Origin of the sequence: Streptomyces sp. GESEQ-35 (assembly GCF_017948485.1) — a bacterium.
Taxonomy (GTDB): domain Bacteria; phylum Actinomycetota; class Actinomycetes; order Streptomycetales; family Streptomycetaceae; genus Streptomyces.
The window spans coordinates 264,888-281,547 of record NZ_JAFFSX010000007.1; the positions used below are offsets into that span (position 1 = coordinate 264,888).

A 16,660-nucleotide genomic window follows, 5' to 3' on the forward strand; every position below is an offset into this window, starting at 1 on the left:
GGCGTACGCGTATACCCGGTGGGGGTAAGGTGCCTCGCATGGCCGGGACGAGGAGAGGGACGTACGGGCGGCTGCTGCTGTTCGCCGTGCTGCTCCTCGGGGTCGTGACGATGCACACGGTGGGGCATCCGGCGGAGCACTCCGGGGTCCACTCGCCGGCCGCCGTGCACCAGACCCACGTGCCTCCGGCGGATTCGGCGCACGACGAGACGCCTCCGATGAGCGGCATGGATCCGGCGTCGGTGTGTCTGGCGGTGCTGGGCGCCTTCGCGTTCGTATGGCTGCTGTCGGTGGCGCTCGGTGGGGACCTTCGGGCGGCCGCCCGCACGGTCGTGCCGGTCCGCCCGCTGTACGCCCTTCGGCCGAACCGGCCCCCGCCCCGTCTTCTCCTCGCCCAACTGTCGGTGCTGCGCATCTAGGCCTGCGCACCGGCTGCTTCGGACTGCCCGCGCGTCGGTGGGATCCCGTGCGGGCCGGTGAGCGGGTGCGGCTGGAGTTCTCGAACCCGACGACGATGTGGCACCCGATCCATCTGCACGGCCACACGTTCTCACTGGCCAATGTGGTGGGCGGCCCACGCAAGGACACGGCGATCGTGCTGCCGAACGGCACGCTCACGGTCGACTTCGACGCCGACAATCCAGGGCTGTGGATGATCCACTGCCACAACGTCTACCACTCGGAGGCAGGGATGATGACCGTCCTCGGCTATCGCAGCCGATGAGGCCGTAGGGGCCGGCGTGGGGTGCCCCACACTCCACGCCACCCCATCGCGTCGCTCTGACGATTACACTGGGCGCGTGCCTCAACTTCGCCTCGCTCTGAACCAGATCGACTCACGCGTCGGTGACCTCGCCGGGAACACCGAGTCAATCGTCCGCTGGACCCGGCACTCCGCCGAGCAGGGAGCGCATCTGGTGGCGTTCCCGGAGATGGTGCTGACCGGCTACCCCGTCGAGGACCTGGCCCTGCGATCGTCCTTCGTCGAGGCCTCCCGCGCCGCCCTGCGGGACCTGGCCGCGCGCCTTGCCGGCGAGGGCTTCGGGGAGCTGCCGGTGATCGTCGGCTACCTCGACCGTACGGAGGCCGCCCAGCCGAAGTTCGGCCAGCCGGCCGGCGCCCCGCGGAATGCGGGGGCGGTGCTGCACCGCGGCGAGGTCGTGCTGACCTACGCCAAGCACCACCTCCCCAACTACGGCGTCTTCGACGAGTTCCGCTACTTCGTGCCCGGCGACACGATGCCGGTCGTGCGGGTCCACGGAGTGGATGTGGCCCTCGCCATCTGCGAGGACCTCTGGCAGGACGGCGGCCGTGTGCCGGCGGCGCGTTCGGCCGAGGCGGGCCTCCTGCTCTCGATCAACGCCTCGCCGTACGAACGCGACAAGGACGACACCCGCCTTGAACTGGTCCGCAAGCGGGCCCAGGAGGCGGGCTGCACGACGGCGTATCTGGCCATGATGGGCGGGCAGGACGAGCTGGTCTTCGACGGCGACTCGATCGTGGTCGACCGCGACGGCGAGGTGATCGCGCGGGCGCCCCAGTTCTCGGAGGGCTGTGTGGTCCTGGACCTCGATCTGCCGGCCGCGTCGCACAACGCGCCCACCGGCACCGTGGACGACGGTCTGCGCATCGACCGGCTGGTGCTGTCGGAGGAGCCCCTCGCCCCGTACGAGCCGGAGCTTTCCGGCGGCTACGCGGACCGGCTCGACGACGACGAGGAGGTGTACTCGGCGCTGGTGGTGGGCCTGCGGGCCTACGTCGCCAAGAACGGCTTCAAGTCGGTCCTGATCGGTCTGTCCGGCGGCATCGACTCGGCGCTGGTGGCGGCGATCGCGTGCGACGCGCTGGGCCCACAGAACGTGTACGGCATCTCGATGCCGTCGAAGTACTCCTCCGACCACTCCATGGGCGACGCGGCGGAGCTGGCGCGGCGGACGGGGCTGAACTTCCGTACCGTGCCGATCGAGCCGATGTTCGACGCGTACATGGGGTCGCTGGGCCTGTCGGGCCTGGCGGAGGAGAACCTCCAGTCCCGGCTGCGCGGCACCATGCTGATGGCGGTCTCCAACCAGGAGGGCCATATCGTCCTCGCCCCCGGCAACAAGTCGGAGCTGGCGGTGGGGTATTCGACGCTGTACGGCGACTCGGTGGGCGCGTACGGCCCCATCAAAGACGTCTACAAGACGTCGATCTTCCGCCTCGCCGAGTGGCGCAACCGTGCGGCGGCGGAGCGGGGCCAGACCCCGCCGATCCCCGAGAACTCCATCACCAAGCCGCCGAGCGCGGAGCTGCGGCCGGGGCAGGTCGACACCGACTCCCTGCCGGACTATCCGGTGCTGGACGGGATCCTCGCGCGATACGTCGACCGGGACGAGGGCGCCGACATGATCGTCGCCGCCGGGTACGACCCCGCGCTGGTCACCAAGACGCTGCGCATGGTTGACACCGCCGAGTACAAGCGGCGGCAGTATCCGCCGGGCACGAAGATCTCGCCGAAGGGCTTCGGGAAGGACCGGCGGCTGCCGATCACGAACGGGTGGCGCGAGACGGCGTAGACGGGCCGAAGGCCGGCGTCGGCTCGGCGTGTGCCGGGCGATGTACTCGATGCCGACCTTCGCGCGCCGTTCGTGGCAGCCATCCGGTGTGGTGCTGTCGGCACTCAGGCGCCCTGTGCGTCGCTCTCGCGACAGGGGTTGCCGTCGGCCGGAGCCCACGCCAGAACGTCTCTGCCGTGGCCCCGTGTCCCACACGTCAGACCCTTTGGCCCGCTATCCCTGACCTTGGTTCTTCAGATCTGCGAGCGCCTGGTGCAGCGGCTCCGTCGCCCTGCGTCGGTACTCCTGGATCGACCACCCATTCCCGTCCGGGTCCTTGAAGTACATGAACGTCGCGCCGTCGTCGGGGGAGTACTGGACCGGCTCGGAGACCTCCAGTCCTCGCTCGACCAGTTCGGCGTGTGCCGCCTTGATGTCGGCCACGCAGAGCTGGAGGCCCTGGTAGGAGCCGGGTGCGGGCTTGGTCTCGCTCTGGATCAGCTCCCAGACGCTGTCGCCGAGGGCGATCGAACAGCCGGAGCCCGGCGGGGTCAGCTGGACGATGCGCATACCCGGCATGACCTCCTGGTCGATGTCGACGTGGAAGCCGACCTTGTCGCGGTAGAAGTCGCGGGCGCGGTCGATGTCGGTCACGGGCAGAGGGATCACTTCGAGCGTGAAGTCCACGGCTACGCCTCCTGGTCTCCGCCGAACCGCCAGCGGGTCTGGCTGAACGGCTCCCCCTTACCGAAGCCGAAAACCGTGACCGGCGCCACCGAAAAGACATACGCGTGCCCCGCCCCGTGGTGGAAGCAGTTGTTCCGCACCTCGTAGTGCCAGAAGGGGCCGTACTTCGTCTCCCAGAGCGCCGCCAGTTCGCGCAGCTCCGCGTCGTCCGTCACGCGCCTGGCCGCGCCCTCGACCACCAGGTCGTACCCCTTGTCCCAGGTGTTCGTGCCCGTCGTCAGGACGACGTGCGGGTTCTCGGCCAGGTTGCGGGCCTTGCGCTCCTCGGGGCCGGTGCAGAAGTGCAGCGCTCCGTGCACCCAGACCGTGGGCAGCGGGGTGACGTGCGGGCGCCCGTCGGGTCGTACCGTCGAGATCCAGAACAGCTCGGCCTCGGTGAGCTGCCTCTCGGCCTCCGGCCAGGGGGTCGCGGTCGCTGTTTCGTCGCTGTAGCGGGTGTCCAGTCGGGTCTGCGGGTTGTCGTCGGTTCGGGTCTGCGGGTTGTTGTCGGTCATAGCTGCCTCCAGCCTCCGGATGTGCCTCGACAGGGCAGACCGCACTCGGCCCCGGAAGTCATCGGCTCACACGGCTTCCGCCTCCGGGAACACCCGGGCGACGGCCGCCGTACGGCTGGAGACACCCAGGCGGCCGAAGACGTTTTCCAGGTGCTTGCGGACAGTGCTGGGCGAGATGACGAGTTGTTCGGCGATCTCCGGGGTGGTCAGGCCCAGAGCCACGCAGCGCAGGACGTCCAGTTCCCGGTGGGTCAGCCGCACGGCGGGGCGACTGCGGCGGGCGGCGTCCTGGTAGATCCCGTACAGATGCGGGGCCATCAGACGGAGCGTGGTCATCTCGTGGTCGGTGAACGGTTTGCCCTCCTCGCGCAGGAACTGGAAGACGCGGGTACGGTTCGGCGCGGTGGGCAGGGCGACGGCCGCGATGACCTTGAAGGGGCGCAGGTGCTCGGTGTAGATCGGCAGGTTCATCAGCTCGCGCAGTGACATGTAGTCGGTCAGCTGTGTGGCCTCGGGCGTGCTGTGCGGCCCCGCGACCCACAGGCACTGGAGATGCTGGTGCCGCCATCGCCAGTAGCCGTCCAGAGTGCCGTCGTCCCCGCCGATGTTCGCCCAGTTGTCGTAGGGCGTCTCCTGCTCGTTGACATGGATCCGGGTCGGGACGTCCAGTTCGGAGAAGCAGGCGCAGTCGCAGGGGACCAGTCGCTGGAGGCCGAGCAGCAGGGACTTCGGCGGCACCGCGTCCGAGGGGTCCTTCCGGGCCTCGTCCAGGACGTCCGCCATGCGCCGCAGATGGACCTCGGCCGTCGTACGCGCTGCTGCCATGGCGGCCTCCCGGGGCCGGTTCTCACCTCCTGCGAAGGTACGCCCCGCGCGGGCCCGGGGCGTCAGGGATTCGTCAAATGACGAATGGGCTACGGCCGTTGAGGGGCGCATCGTCGACACAGGCAGCCGGCCCGGCTGCCGGGAGAGACGGAGGCATCCCATGCGTACCCACTTTCGACCCGCGGCCCTGGCCGTGGGCGCCGTCCCGCTGGCCGCCGCCCTGCTGGTCACCGGGTGTGACGCGTCGTCCACCGCGACCGCCTCGGTGCCGGGCGAGGCCTTCTCCAGGGCCGGGTTCACGCTCGGCCCCCGGGGCGGCATCGAGCTCTCAGGCGCCTCCCGCGAGGCGGTCACGCCGGCCGGTTCGTACCCGGTGACCGCGGGCCGCGCCCACGGGTTCGCCCGCCCCGACGACAAGCTCCTCGTCGTCCTGCGCCACTGGCCGCAGGAGCGTGCCGCACGCGGCGCGGCACACCGGCTGCCGCCCCTGGAGGAGCCCGCCGTCGAGACCGGATTCCTTGTCGACACCGCGAACTGGACGCTGGCCGAACTCGACGGGCATCCGCTCCAGTGGCTGCGCCGGGCCACGATCCGCGTCGACACCACCAACGGCACCGTCGGGGACCTCACCCGCCTCACCCTGTCCGGACCGCACGGGGGTCGGTCCGGACAGCCGGTGGAGCCGCCGGACGACCGCGCGTGTGCAGGGCTCGACCCGCTGGTGAACCGGCGTGTGACCCTGCCCGACATCGAGCCCGGCACACCCGTCACGGACGCGCTGACACGGCTGCGCGGCCAGTGCCTGAACGTCCAGTACGCCTCCCGGCCCGACAGCGGCCGCCCGGGCACCGTGCACAGCGTCGTGGTGCCGGTCGCCGGGCAGTCGGCTCCGGCGGCGGTCGTGCCGGGGTTGGGGGCGGGTGATGTGGTGCTGGCGGAGCCGTCGCGTCCGGCCACGGTGGTGGTGGCCCGCTGAATCGCTGCGCGCCGTGTGCGGGGTGGTGGTGTGGGTTGCCGGGCGGTCGGCTTGGGGGGTCGTCGTGCCGGGGTTGGGGGCGGGTGATGTGGTGCTGGCGGAGCCGTCGCGTCCGGTCACGGTGGTGGTGGTCCGTTGAATGGCTGCGCGCTGTGTGCGGGGTGGTGGTGTGGGTTGCCGGGCGGTCGGCTTGGGGGGGCGTCGTGCCGAGGTCGGTGGCACGGTGGTCGCCGAGCCGTCGCGCCCGGTCACGGTGGTGGTGAGCCGCTGAAACGCCCCGGCGCTTGTCCCGGCTTCTCCGGTTAGGCTCTTGGCCGGACGACCTTGATCCGACAGGAGGCCGGGGATGACGGCGCCGGGGCGCAGGAGCAGTACCTTCACGCGGCTGCTGCGGCACGGTTTCACCGATCCCTCGGCCGCCGAGCGGCTTCTGGACAGCGTGGAGCTCGCGCCCATGCGGAGCGACCCGGTGCTGCTGGAGGCGCTGGGCGCGACCGCCGACCCGGATCTCGCGCTGCACGGTCTGGTACGGCTGCTGGAGGTGCAGCCCGGCCCCCTGGCACAGCGCGAACTGCTCGACACGGTGATAGCGGCGAAGCCGCTGCGCGACCGGCTGCTCGGCGTGCTCGGGGCCTCCGCCGCGCTCGCCGACCATCTCGCCCGGCACCCCAAGGACTGGCAGGCGCTGGTCACGTACGAGCCGCGCGACCTCCACCCCGGTGTGGCGGAGTTCGAGCGCGGTCTCGCCGAGGCCACCGACCCGGTCTCCCTCCGCGTCGCCTACCGGCGCTGTCTGCTGTCGATCGCCGCCCGTGACGTGTGCGGCACCACCGATCTCGCCGAGACCGCCGCCGAACTCGCCGACCTGGCCACCGCGACCCTGCGCGCGGCCCTCGCCCTCGCCCGCACCGCCACGCCCGAAGATGCCGCGCTGTGCCGGCTCGCCGTGATCGCGATGGGCAAGTGCGGCGGCCACGAGCTGAACTACGTGTCCGACGTCGACGTGATCTTCGTGGGTGAGGCCGTCGACGGCGCGGACGAGACCAAGGCACTGCGCTCCGCCACCAGGCTCGCCTCGCACATGATGAGGATCTGCTCCGAGACCACCGTCGAGGGCTCGATCTGGCCCGTGGACGCCAATCTGCGGCCCGAGGGCAGAAACGGTCCGCTGGTGCGCACGCTCAGCAGCCACCTCGCCTACTACCAGCGCTGGGCGAAGACCTGGGAGTTCCAGGCGCTGCTCAAGGCCCGCCCGGTGGCCGGCGACATCCAGCTCGGCGAGGAGTACGTCGCCGCCCTCGAACCCCTCGTCTGGAAGGCCGCCGAGCGCGAGAACTTCGTCCCCGACGTCCAGAAGATGCGCCGCCGGGTCGTCGAGAACATCCCGGTCGCCGAGGTCGAGCGGGAACTGAAGCTCGGCCCGGGCGGCCTCCGGGACGTCGAATTCGCCGTCCAGCTGCTCCAGTTGGTGCACGGGCGCGCCGACGCCTCCCTCCGCAGCGGCACCACCCTGGACGCCCTGCAAGCCCTCGCCGCCGGCGGATACGTAGGCCGCGCCGACGCCGTCCAGCTCGACAGCGCGTACCGCTTCCTGCGCTCCATGGAGCACCGCATCCAGCTCTACCGGCTGCGCCGCACCCACCTCGTCCCCGAGGACGAGGCCGACCGGCGCCGCATCGGCCGTTCGCTGGGCCTGCGTACCGACCCGGTGGCCGAGCTGAACCGTGAGTGGAAGCGGCACAGCAGTGTCGTACGACGGCTGCACGAGAAGCTCTTCTACCGGCCGCTGCTCGATGCCGTGGCCCAACTCGCCCCCGGCGAAGCACGGTTGAGCGCCGAGGCGGCCCGCGAACGCCTGGTCGCCCTAGGCTACGCCGACCCCGCCGCCGCCCTGCGCCACCTGGAGGCGCTGGCCTCGGGCGTCACCCGCAAGGCCGCGATCCAGCGCACCCTGCTGCCGGTGCTGCTCGGCTGGTTCGCGGACTCCGCCGACCCGGACGCGGGACTGCTCAACTTCCGCAAGGTGTCGGACGCGTTGGGCAAGACGCCCTGGTATCTGCGGCTGCTGCGCGACGAGGGCGCGGCGGCGGAGAACCTCGCCCGCGTCCTGTCGGCCGGCCGCCTCGCCCCCGACCTCCTGATGCGCGCACCGGAAGCCGTGGCGCTGCTCGGCGACGGAGACGGTACCGGCGGCGGCCTCGCCCCTCGCTCCCACGCCCACCTGAACCAGGAGATCCTCGCCGCCGTCCGCCGCGCCGACGGAGCCGCCCAGGCGGTCGCGGCCGCCCGCGGAGTCCGCCGCCGCGAGCTGTTCCGTACGGCGGCCGCCGACATCGTCGGCTCCTACGGCACCGAGACCCAGCCCGCCGAGGCCGACCAGGGTGCCCTGGTCGACCGCGTCGGCGGCGCGATCTCCGACCTGACGGCCGCCACCCTGGCCGGCACCCTGCGCGCGGTCGTCCGATGGGGGTCCGCCCGCTCGAGCGAATTCGAGAGTGGGGGAGGCTGGGGCGACGAACTGCCCACCCGGTTCACGATCATCGGCATGGGCCGCTTCGGCGGGCACGAACTCGGCTACGGCTCCGACGCCGACGTCCTGTTCGTGCACGAGCCCCGCGACGGCGTCGACGAGCGGGCGGCCGCGGACGCCGCCAACAAGGTCGTCTCCGAGATGCGCCGGCTGCTTCAGATCCCGAGCGCAGACCCGCCGCTGCTGATCGACGCGGACCTGAGACCGGAGGGCAAGTCGGGGCCGCTCGTACGGACGTTGAAGTCGTACGAGGCCTACTACCGCCGCTGGTCCCTGGTCTGGGAGTCGCAGGCCCTGCTGCGGGCCGAAGTCGTGGCCGGTGACGAGGACCTGGGCCGCCGTTTCATCGAGCTGATCGACCCGCTCCGGTATCCGGCGGAGGGACTCGGCGACGACGCCGTCCGTGAGATCCGGCGTCTGAAGGCCCGTATGGAGTCCGAGCGGATGCCGCGCGGCGTCGACCCCAAGCTGCACACCAAGCTCGGGCCCGGCGGGCTCTCCGACGTCGAATGGACCGTCCAGCTCTTCCAGCTGCACCAGGGCTGGGCCGAGCCGGGCCTGCGCACCACCCGCACCCGCGAGGCCCTCGCCGCCGCCTGCGCCGCCGAGCTCATCTCCGGCGAGGACGCGGCGACCCTGGACGAGGCATGGGTGCTGGCGACGCGGGTGCGGAACGCCGTGATGCTCGTCCGCGGCCGCGCCGGCGACACCTTCCCGTCCCACGGACGTGAACTGGCCGCGGTGGGACGGTACTTGGGCTACGGCCCCGGTCACGTGGGCGACATGCTCGACGCATACCGCCGTACGGCGCGACGGGCACGGGGCGTGGTGGAGGAGCTGTTCTACGGAGCGTGACCCCTCACCGCCGGGTGGCCGCCTCGACGCAGCCGCCGCACACCTACGACGTACGGATGGTCCCGGCGACGGCACACAGCCGAAGGGCCTGGACCCGGTGACCGCTCCTGTCCAGGTGCGACTGACGGTGACCGGCGGTCACGTCGTGTACCGGGTCAGCGGACGGACGGGTGCCGCTACACCTTCCCCGGCAACAACGCCCGGCCCGTCCCCCGCACGGGCACCAGCTTCGGCAGCGCGTACGGCAGTGTCCCGTACCAGAGCCGGGCCACCCCGTAGCCGAAGGCGAGGCACATCAGGCCGCCGACGGCGTCCAGCCAGAAGTGGTTGGCGGTGGCGACGATCACCACCAGCGTGGCCACCGGGTAGAGCAGACCGAGGACGCGGACCCACGGGACCGAGGCGAGCGCGAAGATCGTCAGTCCGCACCACACCGACCAGCCGATGTGCATCGACGGCATCGCGGCGTACTGGTTGGACATGTTCTTCAGGTCGCCGGAGGCCATCGAACCCCAGGTCTGGTGGACCATCACCGTGTCGATGAAGCTCTGGCCGTTCATGAGGCGCGGCGGGGCGAGCGGATACAGGTAGTAACCGACGAGGGCCACGCCCGTCGTCGCGAAGAGCACCAGCCGGGTCGCCGCATAGCGGCCTGGATGACTGCGGAACAGCCACACCAGGACACCCAGAGTGACCACGAAGTGCAGTGTCGCGTAGTAGTAGTTCATGCCGACGATGAGCCAAGTCACCGAATTCACCGCGTGATTGACCGACTCCTCGACAGCGATCCCGAGATTATGCTCGAGCCGCCAGAGCCAGTCGGCGTTGCGCAGAGCCTGTCCTCTTTGTTCCGGGACGGCGTTGCGGATCAGTGAGTACGTCCAGTAACTCACCGCAATCAAAAGGATCTCGAACCACAACCGGGGCCGGCGCGGAGCGCGCAGCCGACCCAGCAGACCGGGCCTCGATTCGACCGTGACAGGGTGCGGAACGGCCTCCTCGCGGCCTTCCTCGGTGGTCGTCACGGTCGTCTCACCCATAGGCACAGAGTCTGCCAGAAAAGCCTTGGCCCTCCGATCATCCCTCGGTCGGGTTCGGCCCGCACGTTCTACGACGACCGTACGCCCGCAATCTCCTACCAGCGCACTGCTGCGGAGGGGGGTTCTCCGCCTCAGGGACGATTCCGGTCCCCGGTCCGCTCACCAGGCGCCGAAGCCGTCGAACCGCGTACCACCAGTTCCGGCATGAACACGAACTCACTGTGCGGCGCGGGCGTCCCGCCGATCTCCTCCAGCAACGTCCGCACCGCCGCCTGTCCCATCGCCGGAACCGGCTTGCGGACCGTCGTCAGGGGCGGGTCGGTGAAGGCGATCAGCGGGGAGTCGTCGAAACCCACCACCGAGATGTCCCGGGGGACTTCCAGACCGTGCTGCCGCGCCGCCCGTATCGCGCCCAGCGCCATCATGTCGCTGGCGCACACCACCGCCGTACAGCCGCGTCCGATCAGTGAGGTGGCCGCCGCCTGGCCGCCCTCCAGCGTGTAGAGGGAGTGCTGGACCAGCTCCGACTCGATCGTGTCCGTGGCCAGCCCGAGCTGGTCCTGCATCGTGCGGACGAAGCCCTCGATCTTCCGCTGGACCGGCACGAAACGCTTCGGGCCGAGCGCGAGACCGATCCGGGTGTGCCCCAGCGACACCAGATGCGTGACCGCAAGGGTCATCGCCGCGCGGTCGTCCGGCGAGATGAACGGTGCCTGCACCTTGGGGGAGAAGCCGTCCACGAGCACGAACGGCACGCCCTGAGCGCGCAACTGCTCGTAGCGCTGCATGTCGGCGGAGGTGTCCGCGTGCAGTCCGGAGACGAAGATGATCCCGGCGACGCCCCGGTCGACGAGCATCTCGGTCAGCTCGTCCTCCGTCGAACCGCCCGGGGTCTGGGTGGCCAGCACCGGCGTGTAGCCCTGACGCGTCAGGGCCTGGCCGATCACCTGGGCCAGCGCCGGGAATATCGGGTTCTCCAACTCCGGCGTGATCAGGCCCACCAGGCCCTCGCTGCGCTGCCGCAGCCGTACGGGACGCTCATAGCCGAGGACGTCCAGTGCGGCCAGCACGGACTGGCGGGTGGTGGCGGCGACGCCCGGCTTGCCGTTGAGGACGCGGCTGACGGTCGCCTCGCTCACCCCCGCCTGAGCAGCGATGTCGGCAAGCCGTGTGGTCACGGGATTGGACTGTACCGGCCGCCCCGCGCCTTGCACACCAATCCGGCGTCCTGGGCGACCTGTTGACCGGACCGGTCGGGGCTGCTGGGTCATCGCGCTCCCTCGTGAAAGTGATGGCAAGAGCTTGCAGAGTCTTGCATAAGCCGCCCCAACCGCTCTACGGCCGTAAACAAGCGTCTCACGGCGGTCGCCGTCCGGTCACGTCCGGATAACTTCGGTGATCGCTTGCACTTTTTTGCAGCAAGGTCTTTCGTGACGCTTGCAACCTTGTTACGTTCACGTCGCCCGGCGGCGGCAACGGCGCAGTCGGCAAGTCGACAGGAACAGCGGACGGGACCGCTTCCTGAGGCCCACGGGCTTTCACCCTCAAGGAGAACTCATGCGGCGTGGCATAGCGGCCACCGCGCTGGTGGCGTCCCTCGCCCTCGCGGCGACGGCCTGCGGCGGAGACGGCGACAGTGGCGACAAGGCCGACGGCCCGGTCACCATCACCTGGTGGGACACGTCCAACGCCACCAATGAGGCGCCGACGTACCAGGCCTTGGTCAAGGAGTTCGAGGCCGCCAACAAGGACATCAAGGTCAACTACGTCAACGTCCCCTTCGACCAGGCGCAGAACAAGTTCGACACCGCCGCCGGCGCCTCGGGCGCCCCGGACGTGCTGCGCTCCGAGGTCGGCTGGACGCCCGCCTTCGCCAAGAAGGGCTTCTTCCTTCCGCTGGACGGCACCGAGGCCCTCGCCGACGAGAGCAAGTTCCAGCCCAGCCTGATCGAGCAGGCCAAGTACGAGGGCAAGACGTACGGCGTACCGATCGTCACCGACACCCTCGCGCTCGTCTACAACAAGGAACTCTTCGAGAAGGCCGGCGTCGAGGCCCCCAAGACCTGGGACGACCTGAAGAAGGCCGCCGCCACGATCAAGGACAAGACCGGCGTCGACGGCTACTGGGGATCCACCGCCGGCTACTACGCCCAGTCGTTCCTCTACGGCGAGGGCACCGACACGGTCGACGCCGACGCCAAGAAGGTCACCGTCAACTCGGCCGAGGCCAAGAAGGCGTACGGCACCTGGCTCGGCCTCTTCGACGGCAAGGGCCTGCACAAGGCCGACACCACCGCCGACGCCTACGCCCACATCCAGGACGCCTTCGTCAACGGCAAGGTCGCCGCGATCATCCAGGGCCCGTGGGAGATCACCAACTTCTACAAGGGCTCCGCGTTCAAGGACAAGCAGAACCTCGGCATCGCCACCGTCCCGGCCGGCTCCACCGGCAAGGCGGGCGCCCCGACCGGCGGCCACAACCTCTCCGTGTACGCCGGCTCCGACGAGGCGAAGCAGCAGGCCGCGCTGAAGTTCCTGAAGTTCATGACCTCGGCGAAGTCCCAGGAGACCACCGCCCTGAAGAACTCCACGCTGCCGACCCGCGACGACGCCTACACCGCCGAGGTCAAGGCCGACCCGGGCATCGCCGGCTACCAGGGCGTCCTCTCCGCCGCCCAGCCGCGCCCCGCGCTGCCCGAGTACAGCTCCCTCTGGGTCCCGCTGGACACCGAGCTGCCCAAGATCGCCGGCGGCAAGGAGTCCCTGGACGACGGCCTGGGCAACGCCGAGACCGCGATCGCCAAGCTGGTGCCGGACTTCAGCAAGTGACCCCGAGTGGCCGTCGGATCCGCGCCTGAAATGGGGGGACGGATCCGGCGGCCATCGGCCTGTGCGTCGTAACCCCCGAGCTTCCAGAAAGTGCCGAACATGACAGTCGCCGTCCAGCGCCTGAAGCACAGCTACCAGAAGTACTGGTACGCGTACGCGATGATCGCCCCGGTGGTCATCGTGCTCGGCGTCCTTGTGCTGTATCCGCTCGCGTACGGTTTCTACCTGACGCTCACGGACGCCAACAGCCTCAACACCGGTCGCACGATCGGCGTCAACGAGATCGAGGCCACCTACAAGTTCATCGGCTTCGACAACTACGCCGACATCCTGTGGGGCGAGACCTCCTACGACCGCTTCTGGTCGCACTTCATCTGGACGGTCTTCTGGACGGCGGCCTGTGTCGCCCTGCACTACTGCGTCGGCCTCGGCCTCGCGCTGCTGCTCAACCAGAAGCTGCGCGGCCGCACCTTCTACCGGCTGATCCTGGTCCTGCCCTGGGCCGTGCCCACCTTCGTCACGGTCTTCGGCTGGCGGTTCATGCTCGCCGACGGCGGCATCATCAACTCGGCGCTGGAGACCCTGCACCTGCCGACGCCGCTGTGGCTGGAGGACACCTTCTGGCAGCGATTCGCCGCGATCATGGTCAACACCTGGTGCGGTGTGCCGTTCATGATGGTCTCGCTGCTGGGCGGCCTTCAGTCGATCGACTCGACTCTGTACGAAGCCGCGGAGATGGACGGCGCCACCCCCTGGCAGCGCTTCCGGTACGTCACCCTGCCCGGCCTGAGGTCCGTCAGCTCCACCGTCGTACTCCTCGGCATCATCTGGACCTTCAACCAGTTCGCCATCATCTTCCTGCTGTTCGGCGACACCGCCCCGGACGCCCAGATCCTCGTCACCTGGGCCTACTACCTCGGCTTCGGACAGCAGCCGCGCGACTTCGCGCAGTCGGCGGCCTACGGCATGCTGCTGCTGGCCATCCTGATCGTCTTCACCTCCTTCTACCGCCGCTGGCTGAACCGCAATGACCAGCAGCTCGCGATCTGAGGCGGGAGCCCCCATGAGCACTACGACCGTCAAGACGTCCGCTCCGGCGGACCAGCCCCCCTCGTCCGACGCACCCCGCAAGGCGCGCCGGCGCGGAGAGCACGGCCCGGGCGCGTCCCTCGCATCGCACGGCCTGCTGATCGTCGCGAGCCTGATCGCGCTCTTCCCGATCGCCTGGCTGGTCTTCCTCTCCCTCGGCCCGGACAAGGACGACTATCTGCACCCCGGAGGGATCTGGGGAAAGATGACGTTCGACAACTACTCGTTCGTCCTGTCGGACACGAACTTCATCGACTGGCTGAAGAGTTCGCTCATCGTCTCGCTGGGTGCCACCGTGATCGGTGTGCTGGTCGCCGCCACCACCGGATACGCGGTCTCCCGGATGCGCTTCCCCGGCTACCGGAAGTTCATGTGGGTGCTACTGGTCACCCAGATGTTCCCGGTAGCCGTACTCATGGTGCCGATGTACCAGATCCTGTCGGAGCTGAAGCTCATCGACAGCTACGGTGGCCTCGTCCTCGTCTACTGCTCGACCGCGGTGCCGTACTGCGCCTGGCTGCTCAAGGGCTACTTCGACACCATCCCGTTCGAGATCGACGAGGCCGGGCGCGTCGACGGGCTGAGCCCCTTCGGCACGTTCGCGCGGCTGATCCTGCCGCTCGCCAGGCCGGGACTGGCGGTGGCCGCGTTCTACAGCTTCATCACCGCGTTCGGCGAGGTCGCCTTTGCCTCGACGTTCATGCTGTCCGACACGAAGTACACGCTGGCGGTTGGACTGCAGAGCTTCGTGAGTGAGCATGACGCTCAGCGGAATCTGATGGCTGCGACGGCTGTGTTGATCGCGATACCTGCGGCTGCGTTCTTCTATCTCGTGCAGAAGAACTTGGTTACCGGGCTTACTGCCGGTGGCACGAAGGGCTGAGTTTCAGGCGCGGCGCCGTCGTGGCTTGTCGCGCAGTTCCCCGCGCCCCTAAAAGACGGGCGTTGCCCTTCCCTTCCTGAAAACTCGAGGCGGCCGCGGTGGCCATCCGACCCCGCTGTCACCGTGGCCGCCTCGTCACCAACTCCCCATGACCAGAACCCCGTTACGTACCAAGGACGCCATGACCCAGCAGCACTCCGCCATCGCCCCGGCACCCAACTCCGCCAAAGCCAAGCGCAGCGACTGGTGGCGGGACGCGGTGATCTACCAGGTCTATCCGCGCAGCTTCGCCGACAGCAACGGCGACGGTATGGGGGACCTGGAAGGCGTACGAACCCGGCTGCCGTATCTGCGTGACCTCGGCGTCGACGCGGTGTGGCTGAGCCCCTTCTACGCCTCCCCGCAGGCCGACGCCGGCTACGACGTCGCCGACTACCGGGCCGTCGACCCCATGTTCGGCAACCTCCTCGACGCCGACGCGCTGATCCGCGACGCCCACGAGCTGGGTCTGCGCATCATCGTCGACCTGGTCCCCAACCACTCCTCCGACCAGTACGAGTGGTTCAAGCGGGCGGTGGCGGAGGGACCGGGTTCCCCCCTCCGCGACCGTTACCACTTCCGCCCCGGCAAGGGCGCGAGCGGCGAACTCCCGCCGAACGACTGGGAGTCGATCTTCGGTGGACCTGCGTGGACGAGGGTCGAGGACGGGGAGTGGTATCTGCACCTCTTCGCGCCCGAACAGCCCGACTTCAACTGGGAACACCCGGCCGTCGGGGACGAGTTCCGCTCGATCCTGCGCTTCTGGCTGGACATGGGCGTCGACGGCTTCCGCATCGACGTGGCGCACGGCCTGGTGAAGGCGGAGGGCCTCCCTGACCTGGGCTCGCACGAACAACTGAAGCTGCTGGGCAACGATGTCATGCCGTTCTTCGACCAGGACGGCGTGCACGCGATCTACCGTCAGTGGCGCACGGTCCTGGACGAGTACGCGGGGGAGAGGATCTTCGTCGCGGAGGCCTGGACCCCGACCGTCGAGCGCACCGCCAACTACGTCCGCCCGGACGAACTCCACCAGGCCTTCAACTTCCAGTACCTGAGCACCGACTGGAACGCGAAGGAACTCCGCAAGGTCGTCGACCTCACGCTGGAGGCGATGCGCCCCGTCGGCGCCCCCGCCACCTGGGTGCTGTCCAACCACGACGTGACCCGGCACGCCACCCGCTTCGCCAACGAACCCGGCCTCGGCACGCAGATCCGCCTGGCGGGAGACCGCGAACTGGGCCTGCGCAGGGCCCGCGCGGCGACCCTGCTGATGCTGGCGCTGCCCGGCTCGGCGTACATCTACCAGGGCGAGGAACTCGGACTGCCGGATGTCGTCGACCTGCCCGACGAGGTGCGCCAGGACCCCGCGTACTTCCGCGGCGCCGGCCAGGACGGCTTCCGCGACGGCTGCCGGGTGCCGGTCCCGTGGACGCGCACGGGATCGTCGTACGGTTTCGGCACGGGCGGCAGTTGGCTGCCGCAGCCCGCGGGGTGGGGCGAGCTGAGCGTCGAGGCCCAGACGGGCGAACCGGACTCGACCCTCGAGCTCTACCGCTCCGCCCTCACCGTCCGCCGTTCCCAGCCCGACCTCGGCGCGGGCGACGCCGTCGAGTGGCTCAAGGCCCCCGAAGGCGTCCTCGCCTTCCGCCGCGGCGACTTCGTGTGCGTCGCGAACACCGGCGGCGAGTCGGTCACCGTGCCCACCCACGGCCGCGTGCTGCTCGCGAGCGGTGAGGTGACGGAGGCGGAGGGAGAGGCGAAGGTACCGGCGGACACGACGGTGTGGTGGGCCACGGCCTGAGAGGAATCGCCGTCC

The 16,660-nt window shown here is 69.7% G+C and carries 12 protein-coding genes and 2 pseudogenes; 9 read left to right on the plus strand and 5 right to left on the minus strand.

From position 1 onward, the window contains the following. Positions 1–38: 38 nt before the first annotated feature. From KCH87_RS16745 to KCH87_RS16755, 3 genes and pseudogenes are all read left to right on the plus strand, one after another. The gene (locus KCH87_RS16745) at positions 39–419 is read left to right on the plus strand and encodes a DUF6153 family protein (protein ID WP_210586888.1); all 381 of its coding nucleotides are present in this window, start codon (positions 39–41) and stop codon (positions 417–419) included. A 44-nt stretch (positions 420–463) separates the two neighbouring features. Then, positions 464–724: pseudogene (locus KCH87_RS16750) on the plus strand (multicopper oxidase domain-containing protein); the annotation flags it as partial. A gap of 76 nt (positions 725–800) precedes the next feature. Further along, positions 801–2,555 (plus strand): NAD+ synthase, encoded by a 1,755-nt coding sequence (locus KCH87_RS16755; protein WP_210586889.1) that lies wholly within the window; start codon positions 801–803, stop codon positions 2,553–2,555. A 213-nt stretch (positions 2,556–2,768) separates the two neighbouring features. On the opposite strand, the gene KCH87_RS16760 is transcribed toward KCH87_RS16755, so the two are convergent. The 3 genes from KCH87_RS16760 to KCH87_RS16770 all read right to left on the minus strand — a co-directional run bounded on the left by KCH87_RS16760 (position 2,769) and on the right by KCH87_RS16770 (position 4,600). Beyond that, complete coding sequence (locus tag KCH87_RS16760; RefSeq protein WP_210586890.1) at positions 2,769–3,221, minus strand: VOC family protein; 453 nt, start codon at positions 3,219–3,221, stop codon at positions 2,769–2,771. 2 nt (positions 3,222–3,223) lie between these two features. Further along, positions 3,224–3,775 (minus strand): pyridoxamine 5'-phosphate oxidase family protein, encoded by a 552-nt coding sequence (locus KCH87_RS16765; RefSeq protein ID WP_210586891.1) that lies wholly within the window; start codon positions 3,773–3,775, stop codon positions 3,224–3,226. Positions 3,776–3,841: 66 nt separating this feature from the next. Then, positions 3,842–4,600 (minus strand): response regulator transcription factor, encoded by a 759-nt coding sequence (locus tag KCH87_RS16770; protein ID WP_210586892.1) that lies wholly within the window; start codon positions 4,598–4,600, stop codon positions 3,842–3,844. Positions 4,601–4,760: 160 nt separating this feature from the next. Here KCH87_RS16770 and KCH87_RS16775 point away from each other — a divergent pair, with 160 nt between their 5' ends. Continuing rightward, positions 4,761–5,576 (plus strand): hypothetical protein, encoded by an 816-nt coding sequence (locus KCH87_RS16775; protein WP_210586893.1) that lies wholly within the window; start codon positions 4,761–4,763, stop codon positions 5,574–5,576. Positions 5,577–5,922: 346 nt separating this feature from the next. Beyond that, positions 5,923–8,961, plus strand: a complete 3,039-nt coding sequence (locus KCH87_RS16780) for a bifunctional [glutamine synthetase] adenylyltransferase/[glutamine synthetase]-adenylyl-L-tyrosine phosphorylase (protein ID WP_210586894.1) — start codon at positions 5,923–5,925, stop codon at positions 8,959–8,961. A gap of 176 nt (positions 8,962–9,137) precedes the next feature. On the opposite strand, the gene KCH87_RS16785 is transcribed toward KCH87_RS16780, so the two are convergent. Next, complete coding sequence (locus tag KCH87_RS16785) at positions 9,138–10,001, minus strand: phosphatase PAP2 family protein (protein WP_210586895.1); 864 nt, start codon at positions 9,999–10,001, stop codon at positions 9,138–9,140. 131 nt (positions 10,002–10,132) lie between these two features. Then, positions 10,133–11,179 carry a LacI family DNA-binding transcriptional regulator gene (locus tag KCH87_RS16790; RefSeq protein WP_308298843.1) on the minus strand — a complete coding sequence of 349 codons (1,047 nt, stop codon included), beginning with the start codon at positions 11,177–11,179 and terminating at the stop codon, positions 10,133–10,135. 379 nt (positions 11,180–11,558) lie between these two features. Here KCH87_RS16790 and KCH87_RS16795 point away from each other — a divergent pair, with 379 nt between their 5' ends. The 4 genes and pseudogenes from KCH87_RS16795 to KCH87_RS16810 all read left to right on the plus strand — a co-directional run bounded on the left by KCH87_RS16795 (position 11,559) and on the right by KCH87_RS16810 (position 16,645). After that, the gene (locus KCH87_RS16795; protein WP_210586897.1) at positions 11,559–12,830 is read left to right on the plus strand and encodes an extracellular solute-binding protein; all 1,272 of its coding nucleotides are present in this window, start codon (positions 11,559–11,561) and stop codon (positions 12,828–12,830) included. A gap of 117 nt (positions 12,831–12,947) precedes the next feature. Further along, positions 12,948–13,880, plus strand: a pseudogene (locus KCH87_RS16800) (carbohydrate ABC transporter permease); the annotation flags it as partial. A 13-nt stretch (positions 13,881–13,893) separates the two neighbouring features. Continuing rightward, positions 13,894–14,802, plus strand: a complete 909-nt coding sequence (locus tag KCH87_RS16805) for a sugar ABC transporter permease (RefSeq protein WP_210586899.1) — start codon at positions 13,894–13,896, stop codon at positions 14,800–14,802. Positions 14,803–14,983: 181 nt separating this feature from the next. Next, positions 14,984–16,645 (plus strand): glycoside hydrolase family 13 protein, encoded by a 1,662-nt coding sequence (locus KCH87_RS16810; protein WP_210586900.1) that lies wholly within the window; start codon positions 14,984–14,986, stop codon positions 16,643–16,645. The last annotated feature ends 15 nt before the right edge of the window (positions 16,646–16,660 follow it).

Bases quoted from the DNA above. Each gene is read 5' to 3' on its own strand.
- KCH87_RS16770 (WP_210586892.1), bottom strand. From the start codon at position 4,600: ATGGCAGCAGCGCGTACGACGGCCGAGGTCCATCTGCGGCGCATGGCG.
- KCH87_RS16775 (WP_210586893.1), top strand. From the start codon at position 4,761: ATGCGTACCCACTTTCGACCCGCGGCCCTGGCCGTGGGCGCCGTCCCG.
- KCH87_RS16810 (WP_210586900.1), top strand. From the start codon at position 14,984: ATGACCCAGCAGCACTCCGCCATCGCCCCGGCACCCAACTCCGCCAAA.
- KCH87_RS16745 (WP_210586888.1), top strand. From the start codon at position 39: ATGGCCGGGACGAGGAGAGGGACGTACGGGCGGCTGCTGCTGTTCGCC.
- KCH87_RS16795 (WP_210586897.1), top strand. From the start codon at position 11,559: ATGCGGCGTGGCATAGCGGCCACCGCGCTGGTGGCGTCCCTCGCCCTC.
- KCH87_RS16805 (WP_210586899.1), top strand. From the start codon at position 13,894: ATGAGCACTACGACCGTCAAGACGTCCGCTCCGGCGGACCAGCCCCCC.
- KCH87_RS16785 (WP_210586895.1), bottom strand. From the start codon at position 10,001: ATGGGTGAGACGACCGTGACGACCACCGAGGAAGGCCGCGAGGAGGCC.
- KCH87_RS16765 (WP_210586891.1), bottom strand. From the start codon at position 3,775: ATGACCGACAACAACCCGCAGACCCGAACCGACGACAACCCGCAGACC.
- KCH87_RS16780 (WP_210586894.1), top strand. From the start codon at position 5,923: ATGACGGCGCCGGGGCGCAGGAGCAGTACCTTCACGCGGCTGCTGCGG.